We start from the raw sequence: 17,152 nt of genomic DNA on the forward strand, positions 1-17,152 counted from the left end.
ACATAGGGCTGAAGTAATTGGTTGCCTGTACCGGCCCTTTCGCGGGCAAGCCCGCTCCCACAGGATTAACACAACCTTCAGGTCCTGCGGAGTACCTTTGGGAGCGGGCGTGCCCGCGAAGAGGCCGAGACAACAAAAAACAAAGCCCGCCATTAACGGCGGGCCTCATGCAATTCAGCTGTAAATCACAGCCCGGACATTTTCTTGATCGCCCCTTTCAGGTCTTCATCCGTACAGTCTGCACAGGTGCCCTTTGGCGGCATGGCGTTGATGCCGGTAATGGCCTTGGCCAGGATGCCATCCAGGCCGCCCTGGTGGTCGGCGCGTTCTTTCCACGCGGCGGTGTCACCAATTTTAGGCGCGCCGAGCAACCCGCTGCCATGGCAGGCATTGCAGTGCTTGGCGATGATTTCATCCGGCGTCTTGGCTCCCCCGCCACCCGCTGCAGCGGCCACTTCCATGCCTTTGCACTCTTGGCCCTGGACGCACACCTGGCCAACCGGTTCCAGGCGTTTGGCGATGTCGTCATTGGTCGCAGCGGTTGCGCTCATTGCCCAGAGGGCGAATACGGCTGCTGGTACGGCCAGCATCTTCTTGATTTGATTCACGCGAACACCCTCATGGTGGCTAATCACGCTCGCGGCCACGGATCGGCGAGCGTTGAAAAGTATAGCGGGAACCCAGAGGCCGTGAAACGACCCCACACAGGAAAGGGGTATTGCCGACTCAATGCACTGCGCTGGATCAAAAGTTTGAAGGCGTCGCCGCACTGATCAGCCGCGCCGGCTGGTCGAACGGGTTGCGAAAGCGGTGCGGGCGGGTGCTTTCGAAGTAGTAGCTGTCGCCCTCTTCGAGAACGAAAATCTCGTTGCCGACCACCAGTTCCAGGCGGCCTTCAAGCAGGATACCGGTCTCCTCGCCGTCGTGGGTAAGCATCTCGGCACCGGTGTCCGCGCCTGGCGGGTACACCTCGGTCAGAAAAGCGATTGCGCGGTTGGGGTGCGACTTACCAACCAGCTTCATGGTTACCGCTCCATCCGAGATATCGATCAGCTCGTGGGCCTTGTAGACGATCTGAGTGGGGCTTTCGGGCTCCAGCTCGACCGAAAAGAACTCGACCATGGACATGGGGATGCCGCTCAGCACTTTGCGCAGCGAGCTGATAGAGGGGCTTACGCTGTTCTTCTCGATCATCGAGATGGTGCTGTTGGTCACGCCAGCACGCTTGGCGAGTTCGCGCTGGGACAGGCCCTTGAGCTTGCGGATGGCTTGCAGTCGTTCGCCGACGTCCAAAGCTGGAGCCTCCTGGAACAGTGGGAAGGGGGTGGATGTGAACGATATCATGGCAATGCCGTTCAGTATTTACAACACACCGCCCCCAACCTGTCCGCTTCAGCGTGTCATTCGCCGATGTAGTCCCGTGGTACTCGCTTCAGGTTGCAGAAGATCTGGTACGGAATGGTGCCCGCATGCGCGGCCACCTCACTGGCCAGCACCTGCTTGCCCCATAGTTCTACCGGGCTGCCGACAGCGGCTTCCGGTACGTCGGTGAGGTCGATGCTGAGCATGTCCATCGACACCCGGCCGATCAGCTGGGTGCGATTGCCGGCCACCAGCACCGGAGTGCCGTTGGGCGCCTGGCGCGGGTAGCCATCGGCATAGCCCATGGCAACCACACCCACGCGGGTCGGCCGAGGGCTGACGAACTTGGCACCATAGCCCACCGGCTCGCCGGCAGGCAGCTCACGCACGCTGATCACCCGCGATTGCAGGGTCATCACCGGTTGCAGGCGTGCGGCCTCGGCCTGCGCCACTTCGAACGGCGTGGCGCCGTACAGCATCAGGCCTGGGCGCACCCAGTCGCTGGGCGCTTGCGGCCAGCCCAGCACGCCGGGCGAGTTACGCAGGCTGCATTCGGCGGCTAGGCCCTGTCGGGCAGCTTCGAACACGGCGATCTGCTGGGAGGTGGCGTCAGCGTCCAGTTCGTCGGCGCGAGCGAAGTGGCTCATCAACACGATGCGCGAAACCTTGCCACTGGCCAACAGTCGCTGGTAGGCGTCGTGGTAGTCCTTGGGGTGCAGGCCAACGCGGTGCATGCCACTGTCCAGCTTCAGCCAGACGGTGAGCGGCTTGTGCAGCGGGGTTTTCTCGATGGCTTCCAGCTGCCACAGCGAGTGCACCACGCACCACAGGTCGTGCTCGGCGATCAGCGCCAGTTCGCTGGCTTCGAAAAAACCTTCCAGCAGCAGCACCGGGGCTTTGATACCGGCAGCGCGCAGCTCCAGCGCCTCTTCGATGCAGGCCACGGCAAAGCCGTCGGCTTCGGCCTCCAGGGCCAGGGCGCAGCGCACGGCGCCGTGGCCATAGGCGTCGGCCTTGATCACGGCGAGGGCTTTGGCACCCGTCAGTTCACGGGCCAGACGGTAGTTGTGGCGCAGGGCCTGGAGGTCGATCAGGGCGCGGGCGGGACGCATGGCGGCTGCCTTATGGTGTTCGGGTTGAAATCGGTGGTGGATTCTTCGCGGGCTTGCCCGCTGCCACAAGTAGTGCACAGCGTTCAAAAGCTGTGGTGTTTCTGTGGGAGCGGGCAAGCCCGCGAATGGGCCGGCACAGGCTGTTACTGCTGGTGAGCCGGCGCGCTTTGCCCGTGCTTGGCCACTTCCCGGCTATTGCCATAACGGGAAATATCCAGGCCTTCGGCACTGATCTGCGGCTTCTTGCGCGCAATCAGGTCGGCCAGCAAGCGACCGGAACCGCACGCCATGGTCCAGCCCAAGGTACCGTGACCGGTGTTCAGGAACAGGTTGCGGAACGCCGTGGCACCCACGATCGGCGTACCGTCCGGGGTCGCCGGGCGCAAGCCGGTCCAGAAGCTGGCCTGGCTCAGGTCACCGCCGCGAGGATAAAGGTCGTTGACGATCATCTCCAGCGTTTCGCGCCGGCGCGGGTTCAGCGACAGGTCAAAACCGGCGATTTCAGCCATGCCCCCAACGCGGATGCGGTTGTCGAAACGGGTGATGGCAACCTTGTAGGTCTCGTCGAGAATGGTCGAAGTCGGGGCCATGTCGCTGTTGGTGATCGGCACGGTCAGCGAATAACCTTTCAGCGGGTACACCGGGGCCTTGATGCCCAGCGGCTTGAGCATCTGTGGCGAGTAGCTGCCCAGCGCCAGCACATAGCGGTCTGCCGTCTCCAGCTTGCCGTCGATCCATACGCCATTGATGCGGTCACCGGCGAAGTCCAGGCGCTGGATATCCTGGCCGAAGCGGAACTCCACGCCCAGCTTCAACGCCATGTCGGCGAGCTTGGTGGTGAACAGCTGACAGTCGCCAGTCTGGTCGTTCGGCAAACGCAGGGCGCCGGCCAGGATATCTTTCACGCCGGCCAGGGCGGGTTCGACGCGGGCAATGCCGTCGCGATCGAGCAGCTCGTAGGGCACACCGGACTGTTCGAGTACGGCAATATCCTTGGCCGCCGCATCGACCTGGGCCTGGGTGCGGAACAGCTGGGTGGTGCCCAGGCTGCGGTTTTCGTAGTTGATGCCGGTTTCGGCGCGCAGCTCGTCGAGGCAGTCACGGCTGTACTCGGACAGGCGCACCATACGCTCCTTGTTCACCGCGTAACGGCTGGCGGTGCAGTTGCGCAGCATCTGTGCCATCCACAGGTACTGATCGACGTCGCCCGTGAGCTTGATGGCCAAGGGGGCGTGACGCTCCAGCAGCCATTTGATGGCTTTGAGCGGTACACCTGGGGCAGCCCAGGGCGAGGCATAGCCGGGCGAGATCTGGCCGGCGTTGGCAAAGCTGGTTTCCATGGCCACCGCCGGCTGGCGGTCGACCACCGTGACTTCGAAACCTTGCCGGGCCAGGTAGTAGGCACTGGCGGTTCCGATTACACCGCTACCAAGTACCAGAACTCGCATCGTTTTATCCCTCACACGCGGCGCGCCGCACACTTTTATTGAAATGGCATGAATGAGCGCAGTATAGGAATTTGAGACCAGTGCAATTCACTATATAAAAGCCTATTATTGGCGAGAATTCTCGGCAAAAACGCCTTTCACGGAGGGGCATCCCCTATGAGAACCCAGCACCAGACCAAGCGTGAACTGGACAAGATCGACCGTAACATCCTGCGTATCCTGCAGAATGACGGGCGTATTTCCTTCACCGAACTGGGCGAGAAAGTTGGGCTGTCCACCACCCCTTGCACCGAGCGGGTTCGCCGCCTGGAGCGCGAGGGCATCATCATGGGCTACAACGCCCGCCTGAACCCGCAGCACCTCAAGGGCAGCCTGCTGGTGTTCGTGGAAATCAGCCTGGACTACAAGTCGGGCGACACCTTCGAGGAGTTCCGCCGCGCGGTCTTGAAGCTGCCCCACGTGCTGGAATGCCACCTGGTGTCGGGCGACTTCGACTACCTGGTAAAAGCGCGTATTTCGGAAATGGCTTCGTACCGCAAGCTGCTCGGGGACATCCTGCTGAAACTGCCGCACGTGCGCGAATCGAAGAGCTACATCGTGATGGAAGAGGTGAAGGAAAGCCTCTGCCTGCCGATCCCGGACTGAGGCTAGACCAGCACCTGGCGGGTGGTGGCAATGAATTGGTGGACCAACTGTTCAGCGGCAGGGTCGATCATCGGTTCAGGGCCACGACCACGCGGGCAGGCCATGCGCGGGGTGGTACCGAACAGCCGGCATATCATCGGCCGCTCTTCATACACCGTGCAGCCGTTGGGGCCCAAGTGCACGCAGTCCAGGCGCTCCAGAGCAGCGTCCTGCTCCGCCTGGGACTTGCGCGGCAGGCGGGCCATTTCCTCCGCCGAGGTGGTGACCGGGCCGCAGCAGTCATGGCAGCCGGGCTCGCACTCGAATGAAGGGATGAGTTCGCGCAGGAAGTGGATCTTGTGGCGGTTACAGGACATGACGGGATACAAGCTGACAAAAGTGATTGGATTATAGGCTTATTCGCGGCTCCACCCGCGAACGAGGATGCAGCCCTCGCTGGTTGCCCGGCCGCGATGGCAAAGCTTATCCTCGTCCCCCCTCCAATTTTCAGGGCCGCCCCGATGATCCACAGCGCGCAGCACGCCGCCTCCTATTACGCCGCCAGCAGCGCGCCACACCCTGACCACGCCTTCCTGCAAGGCGAACACAACGCCGACGTGTGCATCATCGGCGGCGGTTACTCGGGCCTGAACACCGCCATCGAGCTGGCCGAGCGTGGTTTCTCGGTCATCCTGCTGGAAGCGCGCAAACTTGGCTGGGGCGCCAGTGGGCGCAATGGCGGGCAACTGATCCGTGGGGTCGGCCACGGCCTGGAGCAGTTTCTCCCGGTCATCGGCGAGGAAGGCGTGCGCACCCTGAAGCTGATGGGCCTGGAGGCCGTACAGATCGTGCGCGAGCGGGTGGAAAAGCATGCCATCGCCTGCGACCTGGCCTGGGGCTACTGCGACCTGGCCAACAAACCCGCCGAGCTGCTGGGCTTTGCCGAAGACGCAGAGGAACTGCGCAGCCTGGGCTATGCGCATGAGCTGCGGCTGGTCGGCAAGGACGATATCCACAGCGTGGTCGGCGCCGATTGCTATGTGGGCGGGCTGATCGACATGGGCTCTGGGCACTTGCACCCGCTCAACCTGGCGCTGGGTGAAGCGGCCGTGGCCAGCCGTCTGGGCGTGAAGCTGTTCGAGCAGTCCGAGGTTACCCGCATAGACTATGGCCCTGAAGTGCAGGTACATACCGCACAAGGCCGAGTACGCGCCAAGACCCTGGTACTGTGCTGCAACGCCTACCACAACGACCTCAACCGCGAACTGGGCGGCAAGGTGCTGCCGGCCGGTAGCTACATCATTGCCACCGAGCCGCTGGGCGAAGAACGCGCACGCGCATTGCTGCCGCAGAACATGGCGGTGTGTGACCAGCGCGTGGCGCTGGACTACTACCGCCTGTCCGCCGATCATCGCCTGCTGTTTGGCGGTGCCTGCCACTATTCAGGCCGCGACCCGAAGGACATCGCCGCCTACATGCAGCCGAAGATGCTCAAGGTGTTCCCGCAGCTTGCCGACGTGCGCATCGACTACCAGTGGGGCGGCATGATCGGCATTGGTGCCAACCGCCTGCCACAGGTTGGCCGCCTGGCCAGCCAGCCGAACGTGTATTACGCCCAGGCCTACTCTGGCCATGGGCTCAACGCCACCCACCTGGCCGCGCGCCTGCTGGGTGAAGCCATCAGTGGCCAGGAAAGCGGGCGCTTCGACCTTTTCAACAAGGTGCCTCACATCACCTTCCCTGGCGGCAAGCACCTGCGCTCGCCACTGCTGGCATTGGGGATGCTGTGGCATCGTCTGAAAGAGCTGGCCTGAAAGTCCCCATCCTTGTGGCAGCAACTGTCTTGCTTAAAATCTAAAAGCTGACTAGCCCCCTGAGGGAGCGGGCGTGCCCGCGAACACGGGCGAAGCCCGTGCCATCCTCCGCGACGCCTGCTTCGCGGGCATGCCCGCTCCCACAGGGTCGGTGCAAGTTTCAAGTCTGGGGCACAACAGGCCCTCCAGCGACCACCCTGTCAGTCCTTCCAGAAGGCTTTCCGCCCTTCGATCCGGGCCTGCTCCGAGCTCAGCCCGACATCGCGCAGCTCGTCATCGGTCAGCTGCAGCAACGCCCTGCGGGTATGCCAGCGATGCAGCATCAGCCCCCAACGCCCCAAACCCTCCGGCGCGTTGAACACCTTGGCCTGCTGCCCGGCTTCCAGCTCCTTGGCCAACAGTTGCAAGCGCACATCGCTCATGCCACCCATCACCGCATCCTCCCGTTCAGTTGTTACCGTGGAGAAAGCATGCGCGTCGGCACCGTCAGCAATACAGATCCAATACAGCCTTATTATTCCCATACAGAATTGGCCGACGGCCGACTGAATGCTGTATTTTCGGGCCAACTGTACCGGTCGCTATGCCAATGCAGCGCAGGAGTATGCCGTGACCCTCTACCTGAATCTCGCCGAAATACTCGGCGCCCGCATCGAGCAGGGCCTCTATCGCCCCGGCCAGCGCCTGCCGTCTGTGCGCGCACTGAGTGAGGAACACGGGGTCAGCCTGAGCACCGTGCAGCAGGCCTATCGCATGCTCGAAGACAGCGGCATGGTCTCGCCACGGCCCAAGTCCGGCTACTTTGTCAGCGACCACCGTCACCTGCCGGCCCTGCCTGCGGTCAGCCGCCCGGCCCAGCGCCCGGTGGACATCTCGCAGTGGGAACAGGTACTGGAACTGGTGCGCAGCACGCCGCGCCAGGATGTGGTGCAACTCGGCCGCGGCATGCCCGACATCGACAGCCCTACCCTGAAGCCGCTGCTGCGCAGCCTCGCCCAGTTGAGCCGGCGCCAGGACATGCCTGGCCTGTACTACGACAACATCCACGGCCACCTGGCCCTGCGCGAACAGGTGGCCCGGCTGATGCTCGACTCCGGCTGCCGACTGGGGCCGGCCGACCTGGTGATCACAACCGGCTGCCATGAGGCGCTGTCTTGCAGCATCCGCGCGGTCTGCGAGCCAGGCGACATCGTCGCGGTCGACTCGCCCAGCTTCCACGGCGCCATGCAAACCCTCAAGGGCTTGGGCATGAAAGCGCTGGAAATCCCCACCGACCCGGTCACCGGCATCAGCCTGGAAGCGCTTGAGCTGGCCCTGGAGCAGTGGCCGATCAAACTCATCCAGATCACCCCAAGCTGCAACAACCCGCTGGGCTACATCATGCCCGAGGCACGCAAGAAGGCCCTGCTGAGCCTGGCCCAACGCTATGACGTGGCGATACTGGAAGATGATGTGTACGGCGACCTGGCGTATACCTACCCACGCCCACGCACCCTCAAATCGTTCGACGACGATGGCCGCGTGCTGCTCTGTAGTTCGTTCTCCAAAACCCTCGCACCCGGCCTGCGGATCGGCTGGGTGGCGCCCGGGCGCTATCTGGAACGAGTACTGCACATGAAGTACATCAGCACCGGGAGTACGGCCAGCCAGCCTCAGCTGGCCATCGCTGACTTCATCGCCGGAGGGTACTACCAGCCCCATGTGCGGCGCATGCGCAGCCAGTACCAGCGTGGCCGCGACCTGATGAGCGACTGGGTGACCCGCTATTTCCCGGCGGGCACCCGGGTCAGCCGGCCCCAGGGGGGCTTCATGCTGTGGGTGGAGCTACCCGAACATCTCGATACGCTTAGGCTGAACCGCGCTTTACTGGAACAGGGCGTGCAGGTTGCCGTGGGCAGCATCTTTTCGGCCTCGGGCAAGTTCCGCCACTGCCTGCGCATGAACTTCGCCGCCAGGCCAACGCCGCAAATCGAAGCCTCCGTACGCAAGGTAGGTGAAGCCGCCCTTCGTCTACTGGATGAAGAAAGCGCCGACGCGTAACTTTGCGCCGCCCGTCACGGTCAAACCCCTAAAGCCCTTGCTGCACAGGACGGTCCTACCCTTGAGACTCCAGCGAGCCTTGCCTCTGCTGCTGGTGCTGTTGCTCGGCCTTGCCGGCTGCACAAGCATCAGTGCGCCCCGCGAAACCAGTCAGGCGCTGCCTGCCAACGACTCGGCCTTTGGCCGCTCGGTATTGCGCCAGGCCGCGCCCTATGGCGGCCGCTCGGGCTTCCGCCTGCTGCCCAACAGCAACGAGGCATTTCGCGCCCGCGCCGAACTGATCCGCAACGCTCAGGCGAGTATCGACCTGCAGTACTACATCGTCCACGATGGCCTCAGCACCCGCGCCCTAGTGCATGAGTTGCTGCGCGCTGCCGACCGTGGCGTGCGCGTGCGCATTCTGCTCGACGACACCACCAGCGACGGCCTGGACACCATCATGGGCACCCTCGATGCCCACCCGAACATCCAGATCCGCGTGTTCAACCCGCTGCATCTGGGGCGCAGTACCGGCGTTACGCGCGCCCTGGGCCGGCTGTTCAACTTGTCGCGCCAGCACCGGCGCATGCACAACAAGCTGTTCCTGGTGGACAACAGCATGGCCATCGTCGGCGGGCGCAACCTTGGCGACGAGTATTTCGATGCCGAGCCCAACCTCAACTTCACCGACATCGACCTGCTGGGCGTGGGCCCGGTGGCCGAGCAGCTGGGGCACAGCTTCGACCAGTACTGGAACAGTGCCCTCAGCCGGCCGATCACCGACTTCCTCTGGCAGGCCCCGGATGCCAACGACCTGCGTGCCAGCCGCCATCGCCTGGAAGTGTCGTTGGCCGAAGCCAGAACCCAGCGCAAGGCCCTGTACGACCGCTTGATGGCCTACCAGTCGCAGCCGCGCCTGGCCGTGTGGCGCAACGAGCTGATCTGGGCTCACGCCCAGGCGCTATGGGATGCACCCAGCAAGGTGCTGGCCGAAGACGAACCGGACCCGCAATTACTGCTGAGCCAGCAACTGGCACCGGACCTGGCTAACGTGCACCATGAGTTGGTCCTGGCATCGGCCTACTTTGTGCCGCGCGAACCGGGGCTGCTGTACCTGACCGGCCGCGCCGACGCTGGCGTTTCGGTGAAGCTGCTGACCAACTCGCTGGAAGCCACCGACGTGCCGGCGGTGCATGGCGGCTATGCACCCTATCGTCGTGCCTTGCTTGAGCACGGGGTGCAACTTTACGAGCTTCGCCGCCAGCCAGGCGACCCCAGCGCAGGGCGATTGAGTTTCCGTGGCAGCTCGGATTCGAGCCTGCACACCAAAGCGATCGTGCTCGATCGGCGCAAGACCTTCATCGGCTCATTCAACTTCGACCCGCGCTCAGTGTTGTGGAACACCGAGGTTGGGGTACTGGTCGACAGCCCGGAGCTGGCCGAGTACACCCGCGAGCTGGCCCAGCAGGGTATGGCGCCCGCGCTGAGCTATCAGGTGAAACTGATAGGTAACAAACTGGTGTGGGCGACCGAGGACAATGGCCAACGGCACATACTGACGTCTGAGCCGGGTGGGATCTGGCGGCGGCTCAATGCCTGGATCAGCAAGGCGGTTGGCTTGGAGAAGATGCTGTAGCTGAGATTGCCGAGGGGCCTTGCAGCCCCAAAAACCATCAGGCAGAAACCGGCTCAAAGGCTCCGCGCCGTCGGGTCAATACCACCAACCCCGCAGCCCCGGCCGCCATCAGGAACAGCAACGCATGCCCGCTGATCCACTGGCTCCCCGCACCCGCCAACAACGGCCCGAGCAAACAGCCAATACCCCACAGCTGCGCTACGTGGGCATTGGCCCGCACCAGCTCATCATCGCGGTAGCGCTCACCGATCAGCACCAGCGACAAGGTAAACAAGCCACCGGCACTGGCGCCGAACAACACCCACAGTGGCCAGATAACCAGTGTGTGCAACAGCAGCGGGATCGCCAGGCTGGACACCAGCAGCGTCACCGCACAGCCAGTGAACAGGGTGCGTCGCGACATATGGTCGGCCAGCGCGCCGATGGGCAACTGCAGCACCGCATCACCCACCACCACGGTACTTACCATGAACAAGGCGATTTCGGTGGTGAAGCCCTGCTGCAGGCAATACACCGGCAGCAAAGTGAGGATCATCGCCTCGAACGAGGCGAACAGGGCAATGGCCCAGGCAATTACCGGCAAGCGTCGGCAGAAGCCGAACAGGTCGCCAAAGGTGACACTGCATGCCTCTGTGCTCGGTGCTCCACCACGCCCTAGCAGAACCAGCGGCGCGGCCAGCAGCAGGCCGGTCGCTGCCCAGAAGCCGAAGTCGTCATCAGAGCCGAGGAAGCCCAGCACCAACGGCCCGGCCAGTTGGCTCAGGGCGTAGCTGCTGCCATACAGCGCCACCAACCGGCCACGCCACTGTTCGACCACCAGTTGGTTGATCCAGCTTTCGCCGAGGATGAACACCACGGTCAGGGACATGCCGATCATCAGCCGCAGCAGCAGCCACAACGGGTAACTCGGCAGCAGCGCGAGCAGGCCAATCGACAGTGCCCCACCCCACAGGCACAGGCGCATCGCCGAAGGCACGCCAACCCAGCCTGCCAGGCGGCTGGCCAGGCTGGCCCCTGCCAGCACACCCAACGCCGGCATTGCCGCCATCACGCCGATGGCGAAGCTACCGTAGCCCCAGGCCTCCAGGCGCAGGGACACCAGCGGCATGCTCACGCCGAGCGCCAGCCCGACACTGAGCACCGATGCCAGTACGGCGAAGTAGGTACCCCAACGCATTGCAGCCTCCCAGCCAATGTTTCTAGAGGCCCATTCGCGGGCAAGCCCGCTCCCGCAACGGTCGCGAAGACCTGCCGGAGCGGGCTTGCCCGCGAAAAGGACCTACTGGATTACAGCTTGATCCAGGTCGCCTTCAGCTCAGTGTATTTCTCCAGCGCGTGCAGCGACTTGTCACGGCCGTTACCCGACTGTTTGAAGCCACCGAACGGCGCGGTCATGTCGCCACCATCGTACTGGTTGACCCAGACGCTGCCAGCACGCACGGCACGGGCGGTCTTGTGGGCTTTGGAAATATCCGAAGTCCAGATACCCGCCGCCAGGCCATACGGCGTGTCGTTGGCAATGGCCACGGCCTCTTCGGCGGTGTCGAAGGCAATCACCGACAGCACCGGGCCGAAGATTTCTTCCTGAGCAATGCGCATGGCGTTGGTCACGCCGTCGAAGATGGTCGGCTCAACGTAGGTGCCGCCGGTCTCTTCCAGGGTGCGCTTGCCGCCGGCCAGCAGCTTGGCACCATCCTTGTGGCCAGCCTCGATGTAAGACAGCACGGTGTTCATCTGCTGAGTATCGACCAGAGCACCGACAGTGGTCTGTGGATCCAGCGGGTTGCCTGGTTTCCAGCCTTTCAGGGCCTCTACCACCATCGGCAGGAACTTGTCCTTGATCGAACGCTCGACCAGCAGGCGGGAGCCTGCGGTGCACACTTCGCCCTGGTTGAAGGCGATGGCGCTGGCAGCAGCCTCGGCGGCAGCCTGCAGGTCCGGGGCGTCGGCAAAGACGATGTTCGGGCTCTTGCCGCCGGCTTCCAGCCAGATGCGCTTCATGTTCGACTCGCCCGCATAAACCATCAGCTGCTTGGCGATCTTGGTCGAACCGGTGAACACCAGGGTATCGACGTCCATGTGCAGGGCCAGCGCCTTGCCCACGGTGTGGCCGTAGCCTGGCAGCACGTTCAGCACGCCAGCCGGGATGCCAGCTTCGATCGCCAGCTGGGCGATGCGGATGGCGGTCAGCGGCGATTTTTCGGACGGCTTGAGCACGACCGAGTTACCGGTGGCCAGCGCCGGGCCGAGCTTCCAGCAGGCCATCAGCAGCGGGAAGTTCCACGGTACGATGGCACCGACCACGCCCACTGCTTCGCGGGTAACCAGGCCAAGCTGGTCGTGCGGGGTCGGGGCGACTTCGTCGTAGACCTTGTCGATGGCTTCGGCTGTCCAGTGGATGGCATTGGCCGCCCCCGGGATATCGATACTGGAGGAGTCACCGATCGGCTTGCCCATATCCAGCGTTTCCAGCAGTGCCAGCTCTTCGACGTTCTTGCGCAGCAGGTCGGCAAAGCGGATCAGCTTGGCCTTGCGCTTGGCGGGGGCCAGCTGCGACCACACGCCGGAGTTGAAGGTGGCACGGGCATTTTCCACAGCGCGGTTGGCATCGGCCAGGTCGCAGCTGGCAACCTTGGCCAGGAAGCGTCCGTCGACCGGGCTCAGGCACTCGAAGGTTTCACCGGATGCGGCATCGGTGTATTCGCCGTTGATGAAGGCACGGCCTTCGATCTTCAGTTGCTGGGCACGTTGTTCCCAGTCCGCACGGGTCAGGGTGGTCATACGAAACTCCTCCTCTTGTTTAGGTGCAACGCCGCACTGAGGACTCACAGGCGTTGTCAGAATTCTGGCCGTGCGCCGAGCGCACACTGGCAAGCGATACCCTAAACCAGCCGATGTAAACTATCAATATATTTGACACGGGAGGCTCAAAAGCCTACTGATGTTCATTTTATTAAACAACAACAGGAGCCGAACCATGAGTATTGACAGCATCATCGACTTCGCGCAGGTCATCACCGAAGCCGAACGCTACCGCCCGGCTGCAGAGAAAATTCTCAAGGGGGAGCCGGACCAGGCGGTCTACAACCATTATTCCAGCCCGTGCGGGCAGTTTGCCGCCGGCGTATGGGAAGGTGAGGTGGGCCAATGGGTGGTGAATTACACCGAGCACGAATACTGCGAGATCATCCATGGAGTTTCGGTGCTGCGCGACCAGGACGGCGGGTCGAAAACCTTGCGTGCCGGCGATCGGTTTGTCATCCCCGCCGGCTTCAAAGGCACCTGGGAAGTGCTGGAGCCGTGCCGCAAGATCTATGTGATGTTCGAGCAGAAGTAACCGCAGAAGTATCTATGTAGCGCAGGCAGTCTGCAGGCATGCGTGAGGATGGCCCTGCCCATGTCGGGCCATCCAACTTCATCAGGAAGAACACCATGACCAACGAAGAAGTGCTGCGAACCCTTGCCCACCTGGTCGGCACCCCTTACGCGCCAGCGCTCAAAGACACCATCCGCACCCTCACCGGCCGCCCCCGGGTAGTTGGCCCCAACGAGATGTCCACCCGCGAGTACGACGTCGAGCGCATCCAGATCAGGGCCGGCGCCGACCTACTGATCCAGGGTTTCGACTTCAACTGACCCCGCAGCAGACATAAAAAAACCCGCCTCCTTTCGGATGCGGGTTTTTTTCAGGTCGCCGATCAATTACTTGATCTTGGCTTCCTTGTACACCACGTGCTTGCGAACAACCGGATCATATTTCTTGATCTCGATTTTGTCCGGGGTGGTGCGCTTGTTCTTGTCGGTGGTGTAGAAGTGGCCGGTACCGGCACTCGAAACCAGACGGATCAATTCACGCATGATGCTCTCCCTTAAACCTTGGCGCCAGCTTTACGGATGTCAACCAGAACGGCGTCGATGCCGCGCTTGTCGATGATACGCATGCCTTTGGCGGAAACGCGCAGACGCACGAAACGCTTCTCGGATTCAACCCAGAAACGGTGGTGCTGCAGGTTCGGCAGGAAACGACGACGGGTTTTGTTGTTTGCGTGGGAAATGTTGTTCCCGGTTACTGGACCCTTACCAGTAACTTGACAGACTCTCGACATGACTCAGCCCTCTAAAACCACATGCCCAACCCGGCATGGGTTGGCCGCTTAATCTCTCAGTCTTTGGCGCCTGGGCGCCGTGATTCTGGAGGTCTTATCGACCGGATCCGCTTATGCGACAGGCCGAGCCCCTAGAAAAGAGCGCTGCTTTATACCAGAAAGACTTGGCTGCAACAACAGTAGATGCACATTGCCGCACTCCAGAACGCGCCGGGCCAGCATAGCGGCAGGCCCCGCCAGTCGTCGACCGCTCGTCGCAAGATTTGCAAAAAAGGGTGTGGTCATTTGCCGGCGGGCGCACTAGGGTAGGCTTTTTCCAGACTGCACTGGCAGATGGGCCACTGACAGCCAAGGAGCCACCATGCGTGCCGCCGCACTTTCCTTATTGTTCACCTCCCTGTTCGCCGCCGGCGTTGCCCAGGCCGCTCCGCTGAGCGTTTGCAGCGAGGCCAGCCCCGAAGGCTTCGACGTGGTGCAGTACAATTCGCTCACCACCACCAACGCCACCGCCGACGTGCTGATGAACCGCCTGGTGGAGTTCGACGCGGCGCAAGGCAAGGTGGTGCCCAGCCTGGCGACCAGCTGGACGGTGTCGGACGACGGCCTGGTGTATGACTTCACCCTGCGCGATGACGTGAAGTTTCACAGCACCGCCTATTTCAAGCCAAGCCGCAAGCTGAATGCCGACGATGTGCTGTTCAGCTTCCAGCGCATGCTCTACCCGGCCCATGCCTGGCACAAGACTGCGCCAGGCGGCTACCCGCACGCCCAGTCACTGCAGCTGGGCAGCCTGATCAAGGCGATCGATGCACCGGCGCCGAACACCGTGCGCTTCACCCTCAGCCACCCGGACGCCACCTTCCTGGCCACCCTGAGCATGGGCTTCGCCTCGATCTACTCCGCCGAATACGCCGACAAACTGCTGAAAGCCGGCACGCCGGAGAAGCTGAACAGCCAACCGATCGGTACCGGGCCGTTCGTGTTCCAGCGTTTCCAGAAAGACGCCGTGGTGCGCTACCGCGCCAACCCGGACTACTTCGCCGGCAAGCCGGCGGTCGACCCGCTGATCTTCGCCATCACCACCGATGCCAACGTTCGCCTGCAGAAGCTCAAGCGTGGCGAATGCCAGGTTGCCTTGTCGCCCAAGCCGCTGGACATTGCCGAAGCGGGCAAGGACGGCAATCTCAAGGTGGCCACTACACCGGCATTCATGACTGCCTTCGTCGCCATCAACAGCCAGCACCCACCCCTGAACAAGCCGGAAGTGCGCCAGGCCATCAACCTGGCCTTCGACAAGCAGGCCTACCTCAAGGCCGTGTTCGAAGACTCTGCAGTGGCGGCCAACGGCCCCTACCCGCCCAACACCTGGAGCTACGCCAAGGACCTGCCCGGCTACCCGCTGGACCTGAAGAAAGCCAAAGCCCTGCTGGCCAAGGCCGGCCTGGCAGAAGGCTTCAGCACCACCATCTGGACTCGCCCATCGGGCAGCCTGCTCAACCCCAACCCCAGCCTTGGCGCGCAGATGCTGCAAGCCGACCTGGCGAAGATTGGTATCAAGGCTGAAATCCGCGTGATCGAATGGGGCGAGCTTATCCGCCGCGCCAAGGCCGGCGAGCATGACTTGCTGTTCATGGGCTGGGCAGGTGACAACGGCGATCCGGACAACTTCCTCAGCCCGCAGTTTTCCTGTGCGGCGGTCGAGTCAGGGACCAACTTCGCACGCTTCTGCGACAGCCGCCTCGACCAGCTGATCAGCGCCGGGCGCACCACCAACGACCAGAGCGTGCGCAGCCGGCTGTACCAGCAGGCGCAGACACTGATCCAGCAGCAGGCGCTGTGGGTGCCACTGGCGCACCCGACGGCGGCGACCTTGCTGCGCCAAGGCGTCGAGGGGTACCAGGTGAGCCCGTTCGGGCGGCTGGATTTCAGCAAGGTGACAGTGAGCAAGTAAGTTCTGGGGTGCCCGCCTTGAGGTTTGTGGCGCCTGGGAGATCGAGCGCCGCCCGCGCGGCGCATCGCGAGCGAAGCTCGCTCCTACATCTGTTTCGGGCCAGTAACGCCTGCGCCAGCGTGCGCGACCGCCTTGTTTGTCCGGCACGATATCGAGGTGGACACCAAGGCGCCGCGCGCCTCTCTACCAGGAATAACTGGCCCGAAACAGATGTAGGAGCGAGCTTCGCTCGCGATGCGCCGCGCGGGCGGCGCTCGATCTCCCAGGCACCACAAACCTCAAGACAGGCGCCTGCTACCCCTGACCCCATTGACCTACCTACGCCACAATCCACCCATGCTCGACCATCGACAACGGCTCCCCATCACCAATGATGATGTGATCCAGCACCCGCACATCGATCAACGCCAGCCCCCGCTTCAACGACAGGGTCAAATGCACATCGTCCTGACTCGGTTCACTGATCCCTGAAGGGTGGTTGTGGCACAGGATCAATGCCGCAGCGTTGTGCACCAACGCCCGCCGCACCACCTCTCTCGGATAGACACTCGCCCGATCTATCGTGCCCCTGAACAGGATCTCAAATGCCAGTGGCCGGTGCTTGGTATCGAGAAACAGACACCCGAACACCTCGCTGGCCTCATGCCTGAGCATGGCTTTCAAGTAGCGTCGCACCGCTGCCGGGCTGTCCATGGCAGACTCCCGCTCAATCGACGTTGCAAGGTGCCTGCGGCCAATCTCAAGCAGTGCCTGCAGTTGGCTGTACCTCACCGGGCCCAACCCAAGCTCGCCGACGAAGGCCTCGCGGTCGGCCTCCAGCAACCGGCGCAAGCTTCCGAACTTCACCAACAAGCCTCGCGAAAGCTCCACGACATTACGCCCACGTACGCCTGAGCCGAGAAAAACGGCCAGCAGCTCCGCATCTGTCAGGCTCCCTGCCCCACGCTGCAACAACTTCTCCCTCGGCCGTTCTTCCGCCGGCCACTCCCTGATATTCATCCCGCCCCTCTGCCTTTGCTGCGGCCCTTTTCGGCCGTGTGTTAATCTATTTCGCCTCGTACATGCGACGTTCCGCCGCAG

18 protein-coding genes are annotated in these 17,152 nt (G+C 62.8%); 7 read left to right on the forward strand and 11 right to left on the reverse strand.

What is annotated here, in order from left to right; all coding sequences use genetic code 11:
- Positions 1-185: 185 nt before the first annotated feature.
- The 4 genes from GST84_25745 to GST84_25760 all read right to left on the reverse strand — a co-directional run bounded on the left by GST84_25745 (position 186) and on the right by GST84_25760 (position 3,922).
- Positions 186-590, reverse strand: coding sequence for a cytochrome c5 family protein (locus GST84_25745; GenBank protein ID XGB15842.1), 405 nt, complete (start codon positions 588-590; stop codon positions 186-188).
- A 154-nt stretch (positions 591-744) separates the two neighbouring features.
- Positions 745-1,293, reverse strand: a complete 549-nt coding sequence (locus GST84_25750; protein ID XGB15843.1) for a cupin domain-containing protein — start codon at positions 1,291-1,293, stop codon at positions 745-747.
- A gap of 107 nt (positions 1,294-1,400) precedes the next feature.
- Positions 1,401-2,474, reverse strand: coding sequence for an alanine racemase (gene alr / locus GST84_25755; GenBank protein XGB15571.1), 1,074 nt, complete (start codon positions 2,472-2,474; stop codon positions 1,401-1,403).
- Between the two features lie 143 nt (positions 2,475-2,617).
- Positions 2,618-3,922, reverse strand: a complete 1,305-nt coding sequence (locus tag GST84_25760; GenBank protein XGB15572.1) for an FAD-dependent oxidoreductase — start codon at positions 3,920-3,922, stop codon at positions 2,618-2,620.
- 156 nt (positions 3,923-4,078) lie between these two features.
- Here GST84_25760 and GST84_25765 point away from each other — a divergent pair, with 156 nt between their 5' ends.
- On the forward strand, positions 4,079-4,567 hold the full coding sequence (locus tag GST84_25765; GenBank protein XGB15573.1) for an AsnC family transcriptional regulator: 489 nt from the start codon (positions 4,079-4,081) through the stop codon (positions 4,565-4,567).
- Positions 4,568-4,569: 2 nt separating this feature from the next.
- Here the strand turns inward: GST84_25765 and GST84_25770 are convergent, their stop codons facing one another.
- On the reverse strand, positions 4,570-4,923 hold the full coding sequence (locus tag GST84_25770; protein ID XGB15574.1) for a YkgJ family cysteine cluster protein: 354 nt from the start codon (positions 4,921-4,923) through the stop codon (positions 4,570-4,572).
- A gap of 144 nt (positions 4,924-5,067) precedes the next feature.
- Here GST84_25770 and GST84_25775 point away from each other — a divergent pair, with 144 nt between their 5' ends.
- Entirely contained in the window at positions 5,068-6,360 is a 1,293-nt protein-coding gene (locus GST84_25775) for an FAD-dependent oxidoreductase (protein ID XGB15575.1), read from the forward strand.
- A gap of 200 nt (positions 6,361-6,560) precedes the next feature.
- On the opposite strand, the gene GST84_25780 is transcribed toward GST84_25775, so the two are convergent.
- The gene (locus GST84_25780) at positions 6,561-6,791 is read right to left on the reverse strand and encodes a DUF1127 domain-containing protein (GenBank protein XGB15576.1); all 231 of its coding nucleotides are present in this window, start codon (positions 6,789-6,791) and stop codon (positions 6,561-6,563) included.
- 118 nt (positions 6,792-6,909) lie between these two features.
- Between GST84_25780 and GST84_25785 the strand changes: the two genes are divergently transcribed.
- Both GST84_25785 and GST84_25790 read left to right on the forward strand, forming a co-directional pair.
- Positions 6,910-8,400, forward strand: coding sequence for an aminotransferase class I/II-fold pyridoxal phosphate-dependent enzyme (locus GST84_25785; protein ID XGB15577.1), 1,491 nt, complete (start codon positions 6,910-6,912; stop codon positions 8,398-8,400).
- 61 nt (positions 8,401-8,461) lie between these two features.
- A complete protein-coding gene (locus GST84_25790; GenBank protein ID XGB15578.1) occupies positions 8,462-10,015 on the forward strand; it encodes a phospholipase D family protein in 1,554 nt (517 codons plus the stop codon).
- 37 nt (positions 10,016-10,052) lie between these two features.
- On the opposite strand, the gene GST84_25795 is transcribed toward GST84_25790, so the two are convergent.
- The gene (locus GST84_25795) at positions 10,053-11,192 is read right to left on the reverse strand and encodes an MFS transporter (GenBank protein ID XGB15579.1); all 1,140 of its coding nucleotides are present in this window, start codon (positions 11,190-11,192) and stop codon (positions 10,053-10,055) included.
- A gap of 110 nt (positions 11,193-11,302) precedes the next feature.
- Positions 11,303-12,796 carry an aldehyde dehydrogenase family protein gene (locus GST84_25800; GenBank protein XGB15580.1) on the reverse strand — a complete coding sequence of 498 codons (1,494 nt, stop codon included), beginning with the start codon at positions 12,794-12,796 and terminating at the stop codon, positions 11,303-11,305.
- Positions 12,797-12,992: 196 nt separating this feature from the next.
- On the opposite strand from GST84_25800, the gene GST84_25805 reads away from it, so the two are divergent.
- Both GST84_25805 and GST84_25810 read left to right on the forward strand, forming a co-directional pair.
- Positions 12,993-13,352: a DUF861 domain-containing protein gene (locus GST84_25805; GenBank protein ID XGB15581.1), complete on the forward strand. Its 360-nt coding sequence runs from the start codon at positions 12,993-12,995 to the stop codon at positions 13,350-13,352.
- A 95-nt stretch (positions 13,353-13,447) separates the two neighbouring features.
- Positions 13,448-13,651, forward strand: a complete 204-nt coding sequence (locus tag GST84_25810) for a hypothetical protein (protein ID XGB15582.1) — start codon at positions 13,448-13,450, stop codon at positions 13,649-13,651.
- A gap of 66 nt (positions 13,652-13,717) precedes the next feature.
- On the opposite strand, the gene rpmG is transcribed toward GST84_25810, so the two are convergent.
- Together rpmG and rpmB are read right to left on the reverse strand one after the other, a co-directional pair.
- Positions 13,718-13,873, reverse strand: a complete 156-nt coding sequence (rpmG, locus tag GST84_25815; protein XGB15583.1) for a 50S ribosomal protein L33 — start codon at positions 13,871-13,873, stop codon at positions 13,718-13,720.
- An 11-nt stretch (positions 13,874-13,884) separates the two neighbouring features.
- Complete coding sequence (gene rpmB, locus GST84_25820) at positions 13,885-14,121, reverse strand: 50S ribosomal protein L28 (GenBank protein ID XGB15584.1); 237 nt, start codon at positions 14,119-14,121, stop codon at positions 13,885-13,887.
- A 361-nt stretch (positions 14,122-14,482) separates the two neighbouring features.
- Between rpmB and GST84_25825 the strand changes: the two genes are divergently transcribed.
- Entirely contained in the window at positions 14,483-16,072 is a 1,590-nt protein-coding gene (locus GST84_25825) for an ABC transporter substrate-binding protein (protein ID XGB15585.1), read from the forward strand.
- A gap of 318 nt (positions 16,073-16,390) precedes the next feature.
- Here the strand turns inward: GST84_25825 and radC are convergent, their stop codons facing one another.
- Positions 16,391-17,071, reverse strand: a complete 681-nt coding sequence (gene radC, locus GST84_25830) for a DNA repair protein RadC (protein ID XGB15586.1) — start codon at positions 17,069-17,071, stop codon at positions 16,391-16,393.
- Between the last annotated feature and the right edge of the window lie 81 nt (positions 17,072-17,152).

This window comes from Pseudomonas putida, from assembly GCA_041879295.1.
Taxonomy (GTDB): Bacteria; Pseudomonadota; Gammaproteobacteria; order Pseudomonadales; family Pseudomonadaceae; genus Aquipseudomonas; species Aquipseudomonas putida_Y.

What these genes read in the sequence shown, in the direction of transcription:
- GST84_25770 (XGB15574.1), bottom strand. Translation starts at nt 4,923, where the DNA reads ATGTCCTGTAACCGCCACAAGATCCACTTCCTGCGCGAACTCATCCCT.
- GST84_25785 (XGB15577.1), top strand. Translation starts at nt 6,910, where the DNA reads ATGCTGTATTTTCGGGCCAACTGTACCGGTCGCTATGCCAATGCAGCG.
- GST84_25825 (XGB15585.1), top strand. Translation starts at nt 14,483, where the DNA reads ATGCGTGCCGCCGCACTTTCCTTATTGTTCACCTCCCTGTTCGCCGCC.
- GST84_25800 (XGB15580.1), bottom strand. Translation starts at nt 12,796, where the DNA reads ATGACCACCCTGACCCGTGCGGACTGGGAACAACGTGCCCAGCAACTG.
- alr (XGB15571.1), bottom strand. Translation starts at nt 2,474, where the DNA reads ATGCGTCCCGCCCGCGCCCTGATCGACCTCCAGGCCCTGCGCCACAAC.
- GST84_25760 (XGB15572.1), bottom strand. Translation starts at nt 3,922, where the DNA reads ATGCGAGTTCTGGTACTTGGTAGCGGTGTAATCGGAACCGCCAGTGCC.
- GST84_25805 (XGB15581.1), top strand. Translation starts at nt 12,993, where the DNA reads ATGAGTATTGACAGCATCATCGACTTCGCGCAGGTCATCACCGAAGCC.
- GST84_25780 (XGB15576.1), bottom strand. Translation starts at nt 6,791, where the DNA reads ATGGGTGGCATGAGCGATGTGCGCTTGCAACTGTTGGCCAAGGAGCTG.
- GST84_25795 (XGB15579.1), bottom strand. Translation starts at nt 11,192, where the DNA reads ATGCGTTGGGGTACCTACTTCGCCGTACTGGCATCGGTGCTCAGTGTC.
- GST84_25775 (XGB15575.1), top strand. Translation starts at nt 5,068, where the DNA reads ATGATCCACAGCGCGCAGCACGCCGCCTCCTATTACGCCGCCAGCAGC.
- rpmB (XGB15584.1), bottom strand. Translation starts at nt 14,121, where the DNA reads ATGTCGAGAGTCTGTCAAGTTACTGGTAAGGGTCCAGTAACCGGGAAC.
- radC (XGB15586.1), bottom strand. Translation starts at nt 17,071, where the DNA reads ATGAATATCAGGGAGTGGCCGGCGGAAGAACGGCCGAGGGAGAAGTTG.
- GST84_25765 (XGB15573.1), top strand. Translation starts at nt 4,079, where the DNA reads ATGAGAACCCAGCACCAGACCAAGCGTGAACTGGACAAGATCGACCGT.
- GST84_25745 (XGB15842.1), bottom strand. Translation starts at nt 590, where the DNA reads ATGCTGGCCGTACCAGCAGCCGTATTCGCCCTCTGGGCAATGAGCGCA.
- GST84_25810 (XGB15582.1), top strand. Translation starts at nt 13,448, where the DNA reads ATGACCAACGAAGAAGTGCTGCGAACCCTTGCCCACCTGGTCGGCACC.
- rpmG (XGB15583.1), bottom strand. Translation starts at nt 13,873, where the DNA reads ATGCGTGAATTGATCCGTCTGGTTTCGAGTGCCGGTACCGGCCACTTC.